The sequence below is a fragment of the Arthrobacter oryzae genome, assembly GCF_003634095.1.
In the GTDB taxonomy this organism is placed as follows: domain Bacteria; phylum Actinomycetota; class Actinomycetes; order Actinomycetales; family Micrococcaceae; genus Arthrobacter; species Arthrobacter oryzae.
Map to the genome: position 1 here is coordinate 317,707 of NZ_RBIR01000002.1, position 20,260 is coordinate 337,966.

At 69.3% G+C, this 20,260-nt stretch carries 15 protein-coding genes; 3 read left to right on the forward strand and 12 right to left on the reverse strand.

Translation table 11 applies throughout. The features are described from left to right. Positions 1-95 precede the first annotated feature (95 nt). The 6 genes from tsaD to C8D78_RS05780 form a co-directional block, all read right to left on the reverse strand. Positions 96-1,223, reverse strand: coding sequence for a tRNA (adenosine(37)-N6)-threonylcarbamoyltransferase complex transferase subunit TsaD (gene tsaD / locus C8D78_RS05755; protein ID WP_120951056.1), 1,128 nt, complete (start codon positions 1,221-1,223; stop codon positions 96-98). Next, entirely contained in the window at positions 1,220-1,687 is a 468-nt protein-coding gene (gene rimI, locus C8D78_RS05760; RefSeq protein WP_120951754.1) for a ribosomal protein S18-alanine N-acetyltransferase, read from the reverse strand. Before rimI ends, tsaD begins: the two co-directional genes overlap by 4 nt. A gap of 50 nt (positions 1,688-1,737) precedes the next feature. After that, positions 1,738-2,409 (reverse strand): tRNA (adenosine(37)-N6)-threonylcarbamoyltransferase complex dimerization subunit type 1 TsaB, encoded by a 672-nt coding sequence (tsaB, locus tag C8D78_RS05765; protein ID WP_120951058.1) that lies wholly within the window; start codon positions 2,407-2,409, stop codon positions 1,738-1,740. After that, positions 2,409-3,032: a tRNA (adenosine(37)-N6)-threonylcarbamoyltransferase complex ATPase subunit type 1 TsaE gene (tsaE, locus tag C8D78_RS05770; protein ID WP_120951060.1), complete on the reverse strand. Its 624-nt coding sequence runs from the start codon at positions 3,030-3,032 to the stop codon at positions 2,409-2,411. The genes tsaB and tsaE overlap by 1 nt, the downstream gene beginning before the upstream one ends. Further along, entirely contained in the window at positions 3,029-4,249 is a 1,221-nt protein-coding gene (gene alr, locus C8D78_RS05775; RefSeq protein ID WP_120951062.1) for an alanine racemase, read from the reverse strand. The genes tsaE and alr overlap by 4 nt, the downstream gene beginning before the upstream one ends. A 317-nt stretch (positions 4,250-4,566) precedes the next feature. Next, a complete protein-coding gene (locus C8D78_RS05780; protein WP_120951064.1) occupies positions 4,567-5,658 on the reverse strand; it encodes a carbohydrate kinase family protein in 1,092 nt (363 codons plus the stop codon). A 171-nt stretch (positions 5,659-5,829) separates the two neighbouring features. On the opposite strand from C8D78_RS05780, the gene C8D78_RS05785 reads away from it, so the two are divergent. Continuing rightward, positions 5,830-7,239 (forward strand): family 4 glycosyl hydrolase, encoded by a 1,410-nt coding sequence (locus C8D78_RS05785; protein WP_120951066.1) that lies wholly within the window; start codon positions 5,830-5,832, stop codon positions 7,237-7,239. An 81-nt stretch (positions 7,240-7,320) separates the two neighbouring features. Here C8D78_RS05785 and C8D78_RS05790 read toward each other — a convergent pair whose 3' ends face one another. After that, complete coding sequence (locus C8D78_RS05790) at positions 7,321-7,935, reverse strand: GNAT family N-acetyltransferase (protein ID WP_120951757.1); 615 nt, start codon at positions 7,933-7,935, stop codon at positions 7,321-7,323. Between the two features lie 240 nt (positions 7,936-8,175). Here C8D78_RS05790 and mshA point away from each other — a divergent pair, with 240 nt between their 5' ends. Both mshA and C8D78_RS05800 read left to right on the forward strand, forming a co-directional pair. Continuing rightward, complete coding sequence (gene mshA / locus C8D78_RS05795; protein WP_120951068.1) at positions 8,176-9,441, forward strand: D-inositol-3-phosphate glycosyltransferase; 1,266 nt, start codon at positions 8,176-8,178, stop codon at positions 9,439-9,441. Positions 9,442-9,510: 69 nt separating this feature from the next. Then, a complete protein-coding gene (locus tag C8D78_RS05800; protein ID WP_120951070.1) occupies positions 9,511-11,256 on the forward strand; it encodes a formate--tetrahydrofolate ligase in 1,746 nt (581 codons plus the stop codon). A gap of 89 nt (positions 11,257-11,345) precedes the next feature. Here the strand turns inward: C8D78_RS05800 and C8D78_RS05805 are convergent, their stop codons facing one another. From C8D78_RS05805 to glgX, 5 genes are all read right to left on the reverse strand, one after another. Further along, positions 11,346-12,431, reverse strand: a complete 1,086-nt coding sequence (locus tag C8D78_RS05805) for an inositol-3-phosphate synthase (RefSeq protein ID WP_120951072.1) — start codon at positions 12,429-12,431, stop codon at positions 11,346-11,348. 176 nt (positions 12,432-12,607) lie between these two features. Next, the gene (gene mgrA, locus C8D78_RS05810; RefSeq protein ID WP_120951074.1) at positions 12,608-13,645 is read right to left on the reverse strand and encodes an L-glyceraldehyde 3-phosphate reductase; all 1,038 of its coding nucleotides are present in this window, start codon (positions 13,643-13,645) and stop codon (positions 12,608-12,610) included. A gap of 5 nt (positions 13,646-13,650) precedes the next feature. Next, positions 13,651-15,468, reverse strand: a complete 1,818-nt coding sequence (treZ, locus tag C8D78_RS05815; protein WP_120951076.1) for a malto-oligosyltrehalose trehalohydrolase — start codon at positions 15,466-15,468, stop codon at positions 13,651-13,653. 56 nt (positions 15,469-15,524) lie between these two features. Further along, entirely contained in the window at positions 15,525-17,906 is a 2,382-nt protein-coding gene (treY, locus tag C8D78_RS05820; protein WP_120951078.1) for a malto-oligosyltrehalose synthase, read from the reverse strand. Beyond that, positions 17,903-20,251, reverse strand: coding sequence for a glycogen debranching protein GlgX (gene glgX / locus C8D78_RS05825; RefSeq protein WP_120951080.1), 2,349 nt, complete (start codon positions 20,249-20,251; stop codon positions 17,903-17,905). The genes treY and glgX overlap by 4 nt, the downstream gene beginning before the upstream one ends. Between the last annotated feature and the right edge of the window lie 9 nt (positions 20,252-20,260).

The window sequence follows — 20,260 nt, forward strand, 5'->3', positions numbered from 1 at the left end:
CATCGGGCGGCAGCGGTCGGAGCCTGGAACGAGCATCCCGCGGGCCGGCTGCACGCAGCCTCCGTCGGTACGCAGGCTGCGACTGGCCGGTGCCCTCAGGCGGAGACTGTCGTGACCGGCATGGAGGAGTCCGGGGCAAACCCGATCCCGCTCGGTTCCACTCCGGCCATCACCAGCTGCGCCCCGAGGGCCGCCACCATGGCGCCGTTGTCCGTGCACAGCGGCAGCGGCGGGACCGTCAGCCGGATCCCGGCGGCCCGGCAGCGCTGTTCGGTGAGCTGGCGCAGCCGCGAGTTGGCAGCGACGCCCCCGCCCAGGAGGACCTCCGTGATCCCGTTTTCGCGGCAGGCGAGCACCGCCTTGGCGGTAATCACATCCACCACCGCCTCCTGGAAGGCCGCGGCAATATTCGCGACGGGAACCGTTTCGCCGCGGGCCTCGAACTGCTCCACGCAGCGGGCGACGGCGGTCTTGAGTCCGCTGAAGGACCAGTCATAGCGGTGCGGTCCGGGTTCCTCGACCGTCCCCATGTACTTGGGCTGCGTGAGGCCGCGCGGGAACCTGATGGCCTTCGCGTTCCCTGTGCGCGCCAGCTTGTCGATGGCCGGGCCGCCGGGATAGCCCAGGCCCAGGAGCCGCGCCACCTTGTCATAGGCCTCGCCGGCGGCGTCGTCGATTGTGGAGCCCAACAGCTCGACGTCGTCGGTAATGCTCCTGATCCGCAGGATCTCGGTGTGTCCCCCGGACACCAGAAGGGCCCCCATGTTCTCCGGCAGGGCTGACTGTGCAGGTTCACGCGGCGCGTCTGCTGCCGGTTCCAGTGCGCCGCGGGTGCCGGTGGCCCCTTCAAGGAGCCCGACGCCGACATGCGCCACGAGGTGGTTGATGGCGTAGAGGGGCTTGCCGGTGGCGACGGCGAGCGCCTTGGCCGCGCACACCCCCACCATGAGTGCCCCGGCCAGGCCAGGCCCGGACGTCACGGCGATCGCGTCAATGTCCGCGAGCGATACGCCCGCCTCCGCCAGCGCCTCCTGAAGCGTGGGCACGAAAGCGTCGAGGTGCGCCCGGGAAGCGATCTCGGGTATCACGCCGCCGAAGCGGACGTGTTCCTCCATCGAGGAGGACACGGTGTTCGTCAACAGGGTGGTCCCCCGGACGATGCCGACGCCGGTTTCGTCACAGGAGGACTCGATGCCGAGCACCAGCGGCTGGGTGCGGTTCATGGTCGGCCTGCTTCCGTTGGCTGGGGGCTGAGTGGTTCGCGGGGCAGCTGGAGCCGCATGATCAGGGCGTCGACGCCGTCGCGGTAGTAGCGGGGCCGGACGTGGATCTGCTCGAAGCCAAAGCGCCGGTAGAGCTGCTGGGCCCGGGGGTTGTCCGCCCGGACCTCCAGCAGCACGTCCTGGGCACCGCGGCGGCGGCTTTCCGCGATCAGCTCGGTGAGCAGGGCCGAGCCGATGCCCTTGCCCTCCTGCTCGGGCACCACCGCGATGGTCTGGACGTCCGAGATCGGCTCGATGCACATCAGCCCGGCATAGCCCACGATTCCGCCGCGGAATTCCGCGACGAGGTATCGGCGGGTCTCCGTCTGCGCGAGCTCGTCGTGGAACATCGGCAGCGGCCACGCGTCCACCGGGAACAGGCGCTGTTCCAGTTCATGGACGGCCGGAATGTCCGCGGCTTCCATGTCCCGCAGCGTGATTCCGCCCGGCAGCCTGAGCTGTGCGTGCCCGGCGCTCACAGTGCACGCTTCCGGGGTCCGGGCACCTGGGCGTCCGACTCGCGCAGGTACAGCGGGGTCGAGTCCAGCAGCTGCTCCCCCGCCGCCAGCCGGGCGAGTGCGAACTGACCCAGCGAGAGGGCCTCGGGCTGCCGGGTGCTGAATTCGGCGACGGCCTTGACGACGTCGGAATAGATTCCGGCCCCGGCGCCGTAGACGGGCAGATCGGGCAGGTCCGCCGCGAAGCCCACGTGCGGACCGTCGGCCAGATGCGGCAGCTGGGCATCGGAGAGCGTGTACCGGGCCCAGTACACTTCCTTGCGGCGCGCGTCGGTGGCCACAATGAATTCCGCGGCCGATTCGGTGGATTCGGCCACCTCCAGGGCGATCGCGTCAAGGCTCATGACGCCGTGAAGCGGCTTGTCCCAGACAAAGGCGAGGGTGCGCGCGGTGACGATCCCGGAGCGCAGTCCCGTGAACGGTCCGGGGCCGACGCCGGTGACGATCGCGTCGACGTCGTGCCCGCTGACGCCGGCCTCGGCCAGCAGCGCGTCGATACCCGGCGCCAGGACCTCCGCATGCGTGCGCGTGTCCTCGGTGGCGAAGCTGGCCAGCACGGACTCCGGCGCGTCGTCGGAGACCAGGGCGGCGCTGGCGACGGCAGAGGTGTCGATGGCGAGGATCAGCATCAGGAGTTCCGTTCCGGGGTCTGGGGCAGGGTCTCAGGCAGGGTCTCTTCGACGAGGCCGTCGGGGAGGACTGGAGCCTGGGCCCAGCGCGGGCCATAGCCGCGGATCACCACGGACCGCGGCTCGTCGTCGTCGTCCGTGTCGAAATCCAGCACGCCTGGCTGGGCGTCGGGACCGGCGGGCGCCGCTGCGGCGGCGCCTCCCCGGGTGCGGTGAAGCTCCACCTCGAGCCGGCTGTCGCTCAGGTGTTCAACCCGGTCCCGGCCCCACTCGACCACCGTGACAGCGCTGTCCATCGTGTTTTCCAGGTCGATGTCATCGATTTCGGCCGCCGACCCGAGCCGGTAGGCGTCCACGTGCACTAGGTCCGGACCGCCCGGGCGGGGGCCCTCAGGCAGATTGGGGTGGATGCGCACCAGCACGAACGTCGGCGAAATGATGCCGGACCGGACGCCCAGTCCCTCTCCCAGCCCCTGTGTGAAGGTGGTCTTGCCGGCGCCCAGTTCGCCGGTGAGGATCAGCAGGTCACCGGTTTTCAGGACCGCGCCCAAGGCGGCGGCGAGCGCGTGCGTCTCCGCAGCCGTCCGGACCTCAAGGCGCCGTTCCCAGGCGGGGGCGCTCACGGCCGCTCTTCGCCGGTGGAGGGCTCTTCGTTAATATAGCGTCGCGGCACGCGGGGGCTGATCCGGGTGACGATCTCGTAATTGTTGGTTCCGGCGGCCCTGGCCCAGTCATCGGCCGTGGGTCCGCCGTCGGTACCGTCGCCGAACAGTACCGCCTCGGCGCCGAGGACGCTCGGGCCCCCGGCCGTGACGTTGCGGGGTCCGAGGTCAATCACCATCTGGTCCATCGCGATGCGTCCCACTACCGGATAGTTCACGCCCTCGACCCGGACCGGGCCGCCGGTGGCGATGCGCGGGACGCCGTCGGCGTAGCCCAGCGGGATGAGCCCGAGGGTGCTGAGTCCGTCCGTGCGGTAGTTCAGGCCGTAGGAGACCCCTTGCCCGGCGGGGACGTCCTTGCAGTGCGACACCACCGTGCGCACTGTCATGGCCGGGCGCAGCCCCAGCTCGGCCGGGCGTTGTCCCTCGAAGGGGGACAGCCCGTACAGGCCGAGACCCACGCGGACCAGGTCAAAGTGGGTGTCGGGCCGGGAGAGGGTGGCCGGGGTGTTGGCCAGGTGGCGGACCTCGGGGTCCACTCCGGCGTCCTGGGCGACGGCGAGGCTCTGCCGGAACGCGGCCAGCTGCTCGTCGGTTTCAGGCCGCTCGGGTTCGTCGGCGACGGCGAGGTGGGAGAAGATCCCCACCACCCGGAGCAGTCCCTGGTCTTGGTGTTCCATGGCTTCCCCGACGAGGCTGTCCCAGGCGTCGAGGGTGGCGCCGTTGCGGCCGAGCCCGGTGTCGACCTTCAGGTGGATGCGGGCGGGCCGTTCCTGCTCGCGGGCGGCGGCCACGATCCGGTCCAGTTCCCAGCCCGAGCAGCCGATGTCGATTCCGGCAGCCACGGCGGCGGCGAAGTTGCTGTCCGGGGTGTGCAGCCACGCCAGCAGCGGCGCCTCGATGCCCGCGGCGCGCAGTGCAAGCGCCTCGGAGATGTGGGCGACGCCCAGCCAGCTGGCTCCCGCGCCGAGAGCGGCGCGGGCCACTTGGACGGCGCCGTGCCCGTAGGCGTCGGCCTTGACCACGGCCATGACCTTCGCGGGCGAGGCCACCGCCGCGAGGTGGCGGACGTTGTGCCGGATGGCCTCAAGATCGATTACTGCCGAGCGTTCCTCCGCACGGACCGGCGCTGCCGCCGAATCGGACACGAGGCCGCCTGTTGCTGCTTGGTAAGTCACTTAACGATTCTAGGGGCGGCGCCGCGGGCCGAATAATCCGCGGGCCCATCCGCCGCTGAGCATGCCCATTCTTCCCGCGGGACATGCCCATTCCTCACACCCGGGCCCGCACATAACGGGCCCGTGCCCACTCCAGCGCCCCAGCAAGGGACATGTCCAGTGGTGAACACGCAGCCTCCCAGGCCCACCCGAGGGACATGCCCATTCCTCACACCCAAGCCCGCACATAACGGGCCCGTGCCCACTCCAGCGCCCCAGCAAGGGACATGTCCAGTGGTGAACACGCCGCGCGCCCCAGCGAGGGGTATGTCCAGCGGCTACGCGTCGGAGAGGTGCGCGATGGTCGCCGTCGCCCGCCGCTGCGCCTCGGGCGGAACATCCCGCATGATTTCTTCCAGGAAGCTGTAACGGCGCAGCCATTGACTGCCCTGCCGTTCCTTGCGGGCGTTGGCCCGCTGCCACCAATCGGCAATGTCGCCCCAGCCGGGGGCAGCCAGCGAGCCGCCGACCTCCTGCACGGCCAGGGCCGCGCAGAGATTCGCGAACCGCAGCCGGTCGCCGAGCGGCCAGCCGGCCAGGCAGCCCACGATGAAGGCCGCGCCGAAGCAGTCACCGGCCCCGGTGGGATCGTAGGCCCGGACGGGCAGGGAGGGGACCCACTCTTCCTCCCCCGTTTGCGAGTCCACGGCCATGGACCCCTGGGCACCGAGCGTGACCACCGCCACCGGGACCCTGTCCGCGAGCGAATACAGCGCGGACCAGGGGTCGTCGCGGCCCGTGAAGTTCATCGCCTCGTGCTGGTTCGGCATAAACGCGTGGAAGTACTGCAGGTTGTCCAGCCGGGACGGGGACCACGCGCCGGTGGGATCCCAGCCGACGTCGCCGAACAGCCGCACGCCGCTCTTATGTGCGTCGAGGGCCCACGGTTCGAGCTCCTCCCCCAGCTCCGCAACGGCTGCGAGCGCGGTCGGCGGACATCCGATGAGCTCGGTGGAGGACACCGGCGCAGGATGGCCGTGCGTCACCATGGACCGGTCCTTCTCCACGCTCAAGGACACCGTGACGGGCGAATGCCAGCCGGGCACCCGTCGGGACAGCGAGAGGTCCACATGTTCCTGGGCGTCCAGGATCTTCCAGTTGTAGTCCCCGTAACCGTCGTCGCCGAACGCGGCGGCCAGCACGGTCCGCAGTCCCAGCCTGGACGCGGCAATCGCCTGATTGGCGACCCCGCCGGGGCAGCTGCCCATGCCGTCGCTCCAGATTTCCGTTCCGGGCTGGGGCGCGTGGGGCAGCCCGGTGAAGATGATGTCCTGGAACACGGTGCCGGTCAGCAGCAGGTCGAAACCGTCCGCGGCCGTGCTGCGGACGGCAGACAGCGGGTCAAACCGCGGCGTCGGGATCGCGTCCATACACGGCAGACTACGCTGTACCGCCGTCGAGGGGAACCGCCACCAGCGGCGCCCCGGTTGGCGCCTCCCGACGCCGAACGGCCGTCGGCGGGCTCGCCGCGGCGCCCCGGCAGAATCAGCCCGGTACTAGCGGTGACAAGTTGGGATTGGGGCGGGGAATAGACTGTCGGCATGCGGCTCACCATCGTCGGCGGGGGCGGGTTCCGGGTCCCCCTGGTCTATCGGGCGCTCTTCGCCGGCCCCTTCGCGGGGCTGGTGCGGGAGCTGGTGCTCTACGACGTCGACGCCGGCCGGCTGGCGGCAATCGAGGCGGCCCTGGCCGCCCTTGCCCAGCAGGGCACCCATGGTCAGGGCCCCCAGGGTCACGGCCCGCAGGGTGCCGGCCCGCAGGTCCGAACCGCTTCGTCGCTCGCCGAGGCCCTCGACGGCACCGATATGGTCTTCGCCGCGATCCGGCCTGGGGGCACCGCCGGACGCATCTCCGACGAGCGGATCGCACTGGAGCTGGGCCTCCTGGGCCAGGAAACCACGGGTGCGGGCGGCATCTCCTACGCCCTGCGGTCCATTCCGCCGATGCTGCGGCTCGCCGAGGAAATGCGGAACCGTTGCCCCGGGGCCTGGCTCCTGAACTTCACCAACCCCGCCGGAATGGTTACCGAGGCCCTGGTCCCGGTGCTCGGACGCAGGGTGATCGGGATTTGCGACTCCGCCAGCGGCCTCGTGCACCGGGCGGCGCGGGCTGCCGGGGTCACGCTCCCGGCGGGCGGGCTCGACGGCGTCGGCTACTACGGCCTGAACCACCTCGGCTGGCTGTACCGTCTGAAGTCCGGCGGCCGGGATGCCCTGCCCGGGCTGCTGGCGAACCCTGCAGCCCTGGCGGGGTTCGAGGAGGGCCGGCTGTTTCCGCCCGAATTTCTGGCGGACCTTCGCTGCCTGCCGAATGAGTACCTTTTCTATTACTACGACACCGCCCGCGCGCTGGCCGGCATGCGCGGCGCCGACCTGACCCGGGGCGAGTCCATCGCCCGGCAGCAGGCCGAGCTCTATCCCCGGCTGGCATCGGCCGGGCCGGACGCGTTTGCGCTCTGGGAGGCCGCACGCCGGTCACGCGAAGAAGGCTACCTCGCGGAAGCCCGCACGCCGGGCGAGCACCGGGATGAGTCCGACCTCGCCGGCGGCGGCTACGAGCGGGTTGCGCTGGCGGCCATGCGCGCCTTGTCCGGCGGCGGTCCGACCGACCTGATCCTCAATACGGTCAACACCGTCGCCGGGTCGGCGGTGCCGGCCGTGCCGGGGCTGCCGGCGGACGCCGTCGTCGAGGTTCCCTGCGCTGTGACGTCCGACGGCGCGGTGCCCCTTCCGCAGGATCCGCCCGGGCCGGAGCAGCTGACGCTGATGCGCCGGGTCAAGGAAGTCGAACGGTTCGTGGTGGAGGCGGTGACCACCGGCCGCCGGGAGGCAGCCCTCGCCGCCTTCGCCCGGCATCCGCTCGTCGACTCCGAAGTGCTCGCCGCCGAACTGCTCACCGGGTACGAGGCGGCGTTCCCGGAACTGGGCAGCCTCTGGCACATCGGCCCGTGAGGACGCCGTCCGTGGCGAGGCTTTAAGCGTCCCGCGGGCAGCCGGCCCGGAGCGGCTCCGGGAGCGGGACCTGGGCCCCGGCTACAACTTGCGGTACATAACGTGCAGGCCCACATAGCCCAAGGTGGGGTGGTTGAATGCCTCGGGAATGGTCGCGAGCACCTCAAAGCCCATGGATTTCCAGGCTGCGACCGCACGGGCATTGCTTTCCACGACGGCGTTGAACTGCATGGCCCGGAAGCCGGCCTCGCGGGCGGCGTCGAGCGAATAGGCGCAGAGGGCCCGGGCCAGGCCACGGCCTACCTGCGCGGGGTGAACCATGTAGCCGGCGTTGGCGACGTGGCTGCCACCGCCGCCCTGGTTGGGGTGCAGTTCGCCGGTGCCAAGAATGGCCTCGGCGTCCGTGGCCCGGCCGGCCCCGCCGGCCCCGCCGGTGTCCCCATCGGCGCCGCCCGTGCCGCCGCGCGTGCGGTCTCCGGGGCTGGACCCGGAACCGACCGCGACAAATGTCTGCCCCGGAGCCTGCTTGAACCAGCGCGCGCGGGCCTCGTCCTCGGCGGTGTCCCGGTCCCAGGTGAAGGTCTCCCCCGCGCGGATGACGGGTTCCAGAATCGCCCAGATGCCCGGCCAGTCCTCCGGGCGGGCCTCGCGGATTTCCCAGCCGGCTGCAGGTTTCAGTTCTGTGGAAGCGTTCACAGCCGCCACGTTAGCACTCCGCGCGGCCCTGTCAGCCGCGAGATGAAACTGCACTGCCGCCCGTTCCGGGGCCGGACACCGAACACCTCCGACGGGCAATTTGGCCGGCCCTCGAACCAACCGGTGAACCAACCCGCGAACCGCCCCACGAGCAGTCCCGTGAACCGGCCCGGACATGAGGAGTAATGTTTTATCGAAACGCATTTGGCAGAAGAAAATTGTGCAGGGGAAAGGGGAACCGTGTCGCTGATCCGCCGCGTCGCGTTCCTCTCCCTGCACACCTCGCCGATGGAACAGCCCGGTTCCGGCGACGCCGGCGGCATGAACGTGTACGTCAGGGCGCTGGCCGCGGCCCTCGCCGAGACCGGCGTCGAGGTGGAGATTTTCACCCGCTCCACGTCGGCCTCGCAGCCCGCCGTCGAGCACCCGTCCCCGGGCGTTTGCGTGCACAACGTCCTGGCCGGGCCGCCCCGGAAGCTGCCTAAGGAGGAGCTCCCCGGGCTGCTGCACAGCATGGTCGCCGAAATCGACCGGATCCGGAACCTCCAGCCGCACGGCCGGTATGACGTCATCCACTCGCACTACTGGGTGTCCGGCGTGGCCGGGCTGGAGCTCGCGGAGTTGTGGCAGCTGCCCTTGGTCCACACCATGCACACAATGGCGAAGGTCAAGAACCAGCTCCTCGAGTCCGGCGAACAGCCCGAGCCGCGGCGGCGTGAGGACGGCGAGCAGCGGATTGTCGACGGCGCCTCCCGGCTGATCGCTAACACCGGCACCGAGGCGGCCGAGCTGGTCTCGCACTACAACGCCGATATCGACCGCATCGACGTCGCGCCGCCGGGTGTGGACCTCGCCGTCTTCACGCCGTCCTTCAGGAACCGAGCACGGACCGAGCACGGCATCGCCCCGGGTAAGTTCCATCTGCTCTTCGCGGGCCGGATCCAGCGGCTCAAGGGCCCGCAGATCCTGATCAAGGCGGCCGCGCTCCTGCGGTCCCGCCGCCCGGACATCGACTTGCAGCTCACCATTCTGGGGGCTGCCAGCGGGGCCCAGGATTTCAACCTCAAGGCGCTGATCAGCGCTTCGGGCATGGACGACGTCGCCACCCACCACCCGCCGGTCAACGCCCCCGAGCTGGCCGGCTGGTACCGGTCGGCAGACGTCGTGGTCATGCCTTCCTACAGCGAGTCGTTCGGCCTGGTGGCCCTGGAGGCCCAGGCCTGCGGGACCCCCGTCCTCGCCACGAAAGTGGGCGGGCTGTCCCGGGCAGTCCAGGACGGGCGAACCGGGATGCTGGTCGAGGGCCACAAGGCCAGCGACTGGGCCGACGCCCTCGAAGCGCTCTACGACGACCCCCAAACGCGCACCGACATGGGGCGCGCCGCCGCGATCCTTGCCCAGGATTTCGGCTGGCAACGCACCGCCGCGATTACCCTGGAGAGCTATCACACCGCCGTGAGCCAGTATTTTGGAAACCTGACCATTCCGGTGGGCCACACGCCCTGAGCCGGACCCGCCCCCGTGCCGGCACCACTGGACCGGGAACCCGCCGACGCCACGAGCCGAAGGACAACGATGTCTGAGACCACCACTGCCGGGAACAACGTGCCCAGCGACCTGGAAATTGCCCAGCAAGCCGTCATGAAGCCGATCGAGGAGATCGCGGCGGCCGCCGGCATCAACCCGGAGGCGCTGGAGCTCTACGGACCTTACAAGGCCAAGATCGATCCGGCGAAGTTAAACATCACGGCGGGCGTTGCACCCGGCCCGCCCGGCTCCCCGGTCGATGCCCCCGCATCTGCTCCCGGAAAGGTCGTGCTCGTCTCGGCGATGTCCCCCACCCCGGCGGGCGAGGGCAAGTCCACCACCACGGTCGGTCTCGCCGACTCCCTGGCCCGCGCCGGGCACAAGGTGATGATCGCGCTGCGCGAGCCATCCCTGGGCCCCATCCTGGGCATGAAGGGCGGCGCCACCGGCGGCGGCTACTCCCAGGTGCTGCCGATGGACCAGATCAATTTGCACTTCACCGGCGACTTCCACGCCATCACCTCGGCGAACAACGCCCTGATGGCCCTGGTGGATAACCACATCTTCCAGGGCAACGAGCTCAACATCGACCCCCGGCGGATGACGTTCAAGAGGGTTCTGGACATGAACGACAGGTCCCTGCGCGAGGTCGTGATCGGACTCGGCGGTCCGGTGCAGGGCGTCCCGCGGCAGGACGGCTTCGACATCACCGTGGCCTCCGAGATCATGGCCGTGTTCTGCCTCGCCACGGACCTGAATGACCTGCGCGAGCGGCTGGGCAGGATCACGTTCGGCTACACCTACGATCGCAAGCCCGTCACGGTGGCCGATCTGGGCGTGCAGGGCGCACTGACCCTGCTGCTCAAGGACGCGATCAAGCCCAACCTGGTCCAGACCATCGCCGGCACCCCGGCGCTCGTGCACGGCGGCCCGTTCGCCAACATCGCCCACGGCTGCAACTCCCTCATCGCCACGCAGACGGCCCGCCGCCTCGCGGACGTCGTGGTCACCGAGGCCGGCTTCGGCGCGGACCTGGGGGCGGAAAAGTATATGGACATCAAGTCGCGGATGGCCGACGTCGCCCCGTCCGCCGTCGTCCTTGTGGCGACCGTCCGGGCACTGAAGATGCACGGCGGGGTGGCGAAGGACCGGCTTAAGGAGCCCAACGTGGAGGCGCTGGCCGCCGGCGTCGCCAATCTTCAGCGCCACATCCGCAACGTCGAGAAGTTCGGCATCGTCCCGGTCGTGGCGATCAACAAATTTGCCACGGACACCGCCGAGGAGCTCGACTGGCTCCTGGAGTGGTGCGCCGCGGAGGGCGTCCAGGCGGCGGTGGCCGATGTCTGGGGACGCGGCGGAGGCGGTGACGGCGGGGACGAGCTCGCCGCGAAGGTGGCGGCCGCGATCGACGCCCCGCACAGCTTCCGGCACCTGTACCCGCTGGACATGTCCGTCGAGGATAAGATCCGGACCATCGTGCAGGAGGTATACGGCGCCGACGGCGTGGACTTCTCGGTGCCGGCGCTCAAGCGGCTGGCCGAGATCGAGAAGAACGGCTGGTCCGGGATGCCGGTGTGCATGGCGAAGACCCAGTACTCCTTCAGCGACGACGCCACGCGGCTCGGCGCCCCCAAGGGCTTCACCGTCCATGTCCGGGACCTGATTCCCAAGACCGGCGCCGGCTTCATCGTGGCCCTCACCGGCGCGGTCATGACCATGCCCGGCCTGCCCAAGGTCCCGGCGGCGATGCGGATGGACGTCGACGACGCCGGGAACCCCGTCGGCCTCTTTTAAACAGCAACGCGGGGTCACTTACGGCCCATAATTCCCCTCGGGATGGGCCGTAAGTGACCCCGCGTTGCATTGTGCGGGGGCGGGAGTGGTTAGCGCTCCAGGTCGCCGCGGATGAAGGCCTCGACCTTTTCACGGGCGAGGTCGTCGTTGAACTGTTCCGGCGGGGACTTCATGAAGTAGCTCGACGCCGACACCAGCGGGCCGCCGATGCCGCGGTCCAGGCCGATCTTGGCGGCGCGGATGGCATCGATGATCACGCCGGCGGAGTTGGGCGAGTCCCAGACTTCGAGCTTGTACTCCAGTGACACCGGGGCGTCACCGAAGTTGCGGCCCTCGAGGCGGACGAAGGCCCATTTGCGGTCATCGAGCCACTGGACGTAGTCGGACGGGCCGATGTGGACGTCCTTGGCGGCGAGGTCGGCCTCGACGTTGGAGGTCACGGCCTGGGTCTTGGAGATCTTCTTGGACTCGAGGCGGTCGCGCTCCAGCATGTTCTTGAAGTCCATGTTGCCGCCGACGTTCAGCTGGTAAGTGCGGTCAAGGGTGACGCCGCGGTCCTCGAACAGCTTGGCCATGACGCGGTGCGTGATGGTCGCGCCGATCTGGCTCTTGATGTCATCGCCCACGATCGGCACGCCAGCGGCGGTGAATTTGTCGGCCCACGCCTTGGTGCCGGCAATGAACACCGGCAGGGCGTTGACGAAGGCCACGCCGGCATCGATCGCGCACTGGGCGTAGAACTCGGCGGCTTCCTGGGATCCCACGGGCAGGTAGCAGACCATGACATCCACCTGGGCGTCCTTGAGGGCCTGGACGACGTCGACCGGCTCCTCCGGGGACTGCTCGATGGTCTCGAGGTAGTACTTGCCGAGGCCGTCCAGGGTGGGGCCGCGCTGGACGGTGACACCGGTCGGCGGGACGTCGGCAATCTTGATGGTGTTGTTCTCGCTGGCCAGGATGGCGGCGGACAGGTCCTGGCCGACCTTCTTGCCGTCGACGTCGAATGCGGCAACGAACTGGACGTCGCCGACGTGGTACTGGCCGAACTCCACGTGCATCAGGCCCGGAACCGTGGCCTGGGGGTCGGCGTCCTTGTAGTACTGGACGCCCTGGACCAGCGAAGTGGCGCAGTTACCTACGCCGACGATTGCAACACGAATCGGATGTGAAGACACGGAACTCCTTTAGAGGACAAGGGTGTGACCGGCGCGGCCGCACTCTGATGTGCGTCGGCAGGCAGACACGGCGCCGTTAGGCGCCCTTAGTAGTCTAGTCAACGCCGCCGGGGCCGCGGTTGTTCCCTGCGGCCCCGGCGGTGTTGACGGGTGTGGCTCTCAGCTGGCGGGGCCGGCTACTTCTGGGCCCACAGGTTGATGTCGGATTCGACGGCGAACTCATCGATCGCGTCGAGCTCGTCGGCCGTGAAGTCCAGGTGGTTGACCGCGGCCAGGGTGTCCTCGAGCTGGCGCACGCTGGACGCGCCGACCAGCGCCGACGTCACGGACGAGCCCTTGCCCTGTTCCCGGAGGATCCAGGCGATGGCCAGCTGCGCGAGGGTCTGGCCGCGGCCCTCGGCGATCCGGCTGAGACCGCGCACACGGTCCAGCTTGTCCGCGGTGATCATGGACTCGGCGAGGGACTTCTCCTGCGCGGCGCGGGAGTCGGCCGGGATGCCGTTGAGGTACCGGTCGGTGAGCATGCCCTGCGCGAGCGGGGAGAACGCGATAGAGCCTGCACCCACCTGTTCGAGCGCCTCGTAGAGGTTCGGCGTACCGTTCTCCGTCCAGCGGTTCAGCATCGAGTAGCTGGGCTGGTGGATCAGCAGCGGCGTGCCGAGCTCCTTCAGGATCCGGGCCGCTTCGATGGTCTGCTCAGGGGTGTAGGAGGAGATGCCGGCGTACAGGGCCTTGCCGGAGCGCACCGCGTGGTCCAGGGCGCCCATGGTCTCTTCCATCGGGGTTTCCGGGTCGGGTCGGTGGCTGTAGAAAATGTCCACGTAGTCCAGGCCCATGCGGTTCAGCGACTGGTCCAGGCTGGCGAGGAGGTACTTGCGTGATCCCCATTCGCCGAACGGGCCGGGCCACATGTTGTAGCCGGCCTTGGTCGAAATGATGAGCTCGTCGCGGTACGGGGCGAAATCATCCTTCAGGTGGCGGCCGAAGTTGGTCTCCGCCGACCCGGCCTGGGGCCCGTAGTTGTTGGCGAGGTCGAAGTGGTTGACGCCGAGGTCGAAGGCCCGGCGCAGGATGGCACGCTGGATCTCGAAGGGCTTGTCGTCGCCAAAGTTGTGCCACAGGCCCAGGGAGATGGCCGGGAGTTTCAGGCCGCTGCGTCCCACGCGGCGGTAGGGCATGGAATCGTAGCGGGTGTCAGCTGCCAAATAAGTCATACGTTCTATCCTGCCTCATTGGTGAGAATTGCGGCGCTGTGGCCGGGAAGCTCGAGCTGTCCGCCGTCCCCGGCAGAGGCGTCGAGCCGGACGGCGTCGTCTGTGGCCAGGGCGAGCGACCCGCCCCGGACGCCGAGCAACAGGGGCTCCGGTGAGAAGTTCATGGCCACCTGGGTGCGGCCGCGCCGGAGCATGAGCCAGCCGTCCGCCTCGCTGAAGTCCACCTCGGTGCCCTCGAAGCCAAGGCCGGCGAGCTCCGGCGTCGAGCGGCGCAGGGCGATGAGCGCGCGGTACAGCTCCAGGAGCCGGGCGTGGTCCCCGTCCGCGGCCTCGGCCCAGTTGAGCTTGGATCGCGTGAAGCTGGCCGGGTCCTGCGGGTCGGGAACGACGGCGGGGTCCCACCCCATGCGTTCGAACTCCCTGATCCGGCCCTCGGCGGTGGCCTTGCCCAGTTCCGGTTCCGGGTGGGACGTGAAGAACTGCCAGGGTGTGGTGGCGCCGTATTCCTCGCCCATGAACAGCATGGGCGTGAACGGGGACGTCAGGGTGGCCACGGCGGCCAGCGCCAGGGGCCCGTAGCCCAGGGTCTGGGACAGCCTGTCCCCGGTGGCCCGGTTGCCGATCTGGTCGTGGTTCTGGCTGCAGACCACGAGGGCGGCCGGATGGACGAGGGCCTCGTCGATGGGCCGGCCGTGGTGCCGTGCGCGGAAGCTCGAGTAGCTGCCGTCGTGGAAGAAGCCCTTGGACAGGACTTTGGCCAGGGCGCCGAGGGAATTGAAGTCCTCGTAGTAGCCGGTGCTCTCGCCGCTGACGTTGACGTGGACCGCATGGTGGAAGTCGTCACTCCACTGCCCGGCCAGGCCATAGCCGTTGACGCCGCGCGGGTAGAGCAGGCGCGGGTTGTTCAGGTCCGACTCGGCGATCATGGTGGCAGGACGGCCCGTTTCCGCCGCGACGGCATCCGCGAGGGCGCCGAAGTCCTCCAGCAGGGGGACGGCGCGCTCGTCCTTGAAGGCGTGCACGGCATCCAGCCGCAGACCGTCCACGTGATAGTCCCGCAGCCACATCGCGGCGTTGTCCAGGATGTAGCGCCGGACCTCGTCTGAGTCCGGTCCGTCCAGGTTGACCGAGTCGCCCCAGGTGTTGCCCTCGCCGGACTTCAGGTACGGACCGAACCGCGGAAGGTAGTTTCCGCTGGGGCCAAGGTGGTTGTAGACGACGTCCTGGATGACGCCGAGGCCGGCGGCGTGGGCTGCGTCCACGAAGCGCTGGTACGCCGCCGGGCCGCCGTAGCCTTCGTGCACGGCGTACCAAAGGACGCCGTCGTAGCCCCAGTTGTGAGTGCCGTTGAACCCGTTGACGGGCAGGAGTTCGACGAAGTCGATGCCGAGCTCCGCCAGGTACCCCAGTTTCCCGGCCGCGGCGTCCAGGGTTCCCTCCGGGGTGAAGGTGCCCACGTGGAGTTCGTAGATGACGGCCCCCTTGAGCTCCCGCCCCGGCCACTGCCCGTCCGCCCATTGGTGCTGCCCGGCGTCGAAGGTGCGGGAGAGGGCGTGCACGCCCCCGGGCTGGCGCCGGGACCGCGGATCCGGCAGCGGCGTGGGATCCCCGTCCACCAGGTAGCCGTAATCCACGTCCCCGGAGGCCGGCGCCCCCGGCGCGGTCCACCAGCCCTTTCCGGCGCCCTCGTGGGACTGCCCGCCGTCAGCGCCGCCGGCGGCCGGGGCCATCGGGTACTCGCGGCCGCCGGCGAGCAGCGTTACGCTGGCCGCCCGCGGCGCCCAGAGATCGAAGCGTTCGCTTCCGTGTGCAGGCAAGGTCATCGTCGTGTTCCATTCCCCAAGTCGGTTCATCGGTCAATACGTCAACGCGGGGTCACTTAGCGCCCATCCGACACCGCCCGATGGGCCATATCTGACCCCGCGTTGGTGGGCACAAGGAGGGCAACGGGGTAGTCCCGGAGGATCTCCGCCGCGGCCACGCGGCCGGGGCCGTAGACGCGTCCGGTCAGTTCATCGGTCATGGCCGAGTTGAGCTGGATCGCCGTGTCCCGCCATCCGCCGCTCAGTTCGAGGCCGCGGGGCAGCCGGGTGGCGAGCGTCAAGGCCCCGGGGTCCGAGGCCGTTCCGCGGTCAAAGGCGACCAGGTGCGCAGCAGCGGCCCCCGTGGCCGTGACCGGCGTATACCCGGTGAACAGCTCCGGCCGGTCCCGTCGCAGGCGGAGGGCACGCGAGGTGACCAGGAGTTTCGCCGCGTCCTCCATGTACGACGCCGGACGTTCGCCGGCGTCGAGCGCGGCCAGGGCCGCGCGCCGGGCACCGTAGTCGAACGGGCGCCGGTTGTCCGGATCGGTCAGCGACCGGTCCCAGAACTCGGTGCCCTGGTACACGTCGGGGACTCCCGGCATGGTCAGCTGGACCAGCTTGGCCCCGAGCGAGTTGACGGCACCGTACGGCGCCAGGCGCTCCACGAGGGCTTCCAGTTCCGCCCGGACTGCGGGGTTGTCAAAGGCCGCGTCGACGGCGGCCGCCAGCTGTTCCTCGAAGGCGGTGTCCGGGTCCAGCCAGTCGGTGGAGTTGCCGGCCTCCCGGGCCGCCTTCTGCGCGTACGACTGCAGCCGCTCGCGGTCCGCGGGCCAGGCACCGGCGATGGCCTGCCACAACAGGTTGGCGAGCGGCCCGTCGGGCAGCGGCGCCAGCTCCTGCAGCCGGCCCAGGGCGGCTTTCCACTCCGGCGCCAGCTCCGCGAGAACGGAGATCCGGGCACGGGTGTCCTCGCTGCGCTTGGTGTCGTGGGTGCTCAGCGTGGTCATGGACAGCGGGATTTCGGCCTGGCGGCGGGCCATCCGGCCGTGAAAGTCCCCGGGGGCGACGGCGAACTCCGTGGGGTCGGCGCCCACCTCGGTCAGGGTGCCCAGCCGGGTGTAGCGGAAGAACGCGGTGTCTTCCACGCCCTTGGCCATCACCATGCCGGAGGTCTGCTGGAAGCGGCGTCCGAGCTCGGCGCCGTCCTCCGGCCCGGCGTCAAGCAGCAGCGGCAGCAGCAGCCCGACGGCCTCCGCCAGTTCGGGGCGACGGCGGACGGCGAGTTCGCACGCCTCCTTCAGCACCTCAGCACCCTCGGGCAGGTAGCTGCGGTAGACCGGGAAGGCGGCGATGATCTCGGACAGGGCGTCGGCCGCGCGTTCGCCGCTGAGCCCCGTTGTGGCGGGCACCAGCCGCGCCAGCCGGAGCATCTCGGAGTGGAGGATACCGTCCGTGATCCGGCGCTTGGTGCCCCGGATCATGTCCTCGTAGTCCGCCGGCCGGCCGCCGCGCAGCTCGGTGTCGAGGGCGTCGAGGGTCTCCTGCCCGGCGGGGTCGACGAAGAGCCGGTCCACGTCCGCCAGCGCGTCGTAGCCGGTGGTGCCCTCGCAGTCGAAGCCTGCTGGCAGCTGCTCCCCTGGCTCGAGGATCTTCTCGATCAGCAGGTAGCTGCCGCCCGTGACCTCGCGGAGCCGGCGCAGGTAGCCTTCCGGATCGGCCAGGCCGTCCGGGTGGTCGATGCGCAGTCCGTCGACGAGTCCGTCGCGGAACCATCGCACAACCTCGGCGTGGGCTTCGTCGAAGACTTCCGGGAGCTCCACCCGGATGCCGGCGAGGCTGTTGACGGCGAAGAACCGGCGGTAGTTCAGGTCGTTGTCGGCCCGGCGCCAGCCGATCAGCTCGTAGTGCTGCCGGTCGTGGACCTCGCGGGGGTCATCCGCAGTGGGGTCACCTGGGGTATAGGTGCCCTCGGCGAGCGGGAAGCGGTGGTCGTAGTACTGCAGCTCCCCGTCCTTGATTTCCAGCGCGTCGACGTCGGAGTCCTCCCCCAGCACGGGGATCCGGACCCTGCCGCCGCCGAAGTCCCAGTCGACGTCGAACGCCGCGGCGTAGCGGGACTGCTGTCCCTCCTTGAGCAGGGACCACCACCACGGGTTCTGGACCGGGGTTGCGACGCCGACATGGTTGGGCACGATGTCCACGAGCACGCCCATGCCGGCGTCCCGCGCCGCCCGCGACGCGGCGACGAGGCCCTCGGCGCCCCCGCGGTCAGGATCGATCGCGGAGGGGTCGGTGACGTCGTAAGCGTGGTCCGAGCCCTTCTCCGCGGTCAGGATGGGCGAGAGGTAGATCCAGTCAACACCGAGCGACTTCAGGTAGGGCACGGTCTGCGCGGCGTCCTGCAGCGTGAAGCCGGGCCGGATCTGCAGCCGGTAGGTGGAGACAGGGGTCCTCATGAAGCGGATCCCTTCGAGTTCTTCGCTTTCCCGGCCGCCTTCTTCCGGTTGGACCCCTTGGCCGGGCCCTTCGCGGAAGCGGCCTTGGCGGCGGCTTCCGCGGCAGCGGCTTCCGCGGCAGCGGCTTCTGCGGCGGCGGCCGCCTCGGCTGCGGCGGCAGCCGCTGCCGTGCCCTCTTCCTCGTGCTCGGCCATCGCTGCCAGGGACGCGGCTGCGGAGTAGTCCACTTCCACCTCGGGACCGGAATGTGCCCGGAGCACCACCATCGACTTGGCCGCCAGTTTCACCACCGAGCCCGCCTTGAGCGGTTCCTCGGTGTTGGCCTGGTCGGCGGTGTCCACCAGCACGTCCCAGAAGCGGGAGTACTCATCGGCCGGCAGCGCAAAGTCGACGTCGCCGTCATGGGCGTTGAAGGCGAGCAGGAAATTGTCGTCCGTGATCCGGCGTCCGCGGGAGTCCTGTTCCTGGATCCCGTGGCCGTTGTAGAACACGCCGATGGTCCGGCCGAACCCGCTGTCCCAGTCCTCGGGCAGCATTTCCGTGCCGTCGGTCTTGAGCCAGACGATGTCCGGCAGCTTCTCGCCCTCGCCACGGCGCACCGGGCGGCCGTCGAAGAAGCGGCTGCGCCGGAAGGTCGGGTGGTCCTGGCGGATCTTGTTGACGACGGCGGTGAACTCGACCAGCGGCTGGTCTACCGCGTCCCAGTGGATCCAGCTCAGCTCGGAGTCCTGGCAGTAGGTGTTGTTGTTGCCCTGCTGCGTGCGGCCGAGTTCGTCGCCGTGCAGGAGCATCGGGACACCCTGCGAGAGCAGCAGGGTGGCGATGAAGTTGCGCTGCTGGCGGGCGCGGAGGGTCAGGACGTGGTCATTGTCCGTGTCCCCCTCCTCGCCGCAGTTCCACGAGCGGTTGTGGGATTCGCCGTCGTTGTTGCCCTCGCCGTTGGCGTCGTTGTGCTTCTCGTTGTAGGAGACGAGGTCGCGCATGGTGAAGCCGTCGTGGGCAGTGACGAAGTTGATCGAGGCAACCGGACGCCGGGCCGAGCTTTCGTAGAGGTCCGCGGAGCCGGTCAGGCGGGAAGCGAATTCGCCCAGCGTGGAGGGCTCGCCGCGCCAGAAGTCGCGGACCGTGTCGCGGTATTTGCCGTTCCATTCGGTCCATTGCGGCGGGAAGTTGCCCACCTGGTAGCCGCCGGGGCCAATGTCCCACGGCTCGGCGATCAGCTTGACCTGGGAGACAATCGGGTCCTGCTGGATGAGTTCGAAGAACGTGGACAGCTTGTCGACGTCGTAGAACTCGCGGGCCAGCGTGGAGGCGAGGTCGAAGCGGAAGCCGTCGACGTGCATCTCCGTGACCCAGTAGCGCAGGGAGTCCATCAGCAGCTGGAGGGAGTGCGGGTGCCGGACGTTGAGGGAGTTGCCGGTGCCCGTGTAGTCCATGTAGTGCTTCATGTCGTCGTCGACCAGCCGGTAGTAGGCCTGGTTGTCGATGCCCTTGAAGGACAGCGTGGGCCCGAGGTGGTTGCCTTCGGCGGTGTGGTTGTAGACAACGTCGAGGATCACCTCGATGCCGGCCTTGTGCAGCTCGCGGACCATGGCCTTGAATTCCTGGACCTGGTGCCCGACATCGCCGGAGGAGCTGTAGGTGTTCTGCGGTGCGAAGAAGCCGATGGTGTTGTAGCCCCAGTAGTTGTTGAGGCCCTTCTCCTCGAGCGTGCCGTCGTTGACGAACTGGTGCACGGGCATGAGTTCGATCGCGGTGACGCCGAGCTTCTTCAGGTGCTCAATCACGACTGGGTGCGAGACGCCGGCATAGGTGCCGCGCTGCTCTTCGGGAATGTCCGGGTGGAGCTCGGTCAGGCCCTTGACGTGGGCCTCGTAGATGACGGACTGGTGGTACGGGACCCGCAGCTGGCGGTCGCCGTCCCACTCGAAGAACGGGTTGATGACAACACCGTGCATGGTGTGCGGCGCCGAGTCGCTGTCGTTGCGGGAGTCAGGGTCGCCGAATTCATAGGTGAAGAGCGCCGGGTCCCAGTCGATCTGGCCCTGGACGGCCTTGGCGTAGGGGTCCATCAGCAGCTTGTTGGCGTTGAAGCGGTTGCCGTTCTCGGGTTCGTACGGGCCGTGCACCCGGTAGCCGTACTTCTGTCCGGGCTGGACCTGCGGCAGGTAGCAGTGCCACACGTAGCCGTCCACTTCGGTGAGCTCAACCCGCGTCTCGCTCAGGTCATCCGCAAGGAGGCACAATTCCACCCGCTCGGCACGTTCGCTGAACAGGGCAAAATTGGTACCGGTGCCGTCAAAGGTGGCTCCCAGCGGATAAGCCGTTCCGGGCCAGACTTCCATGTGTACTCC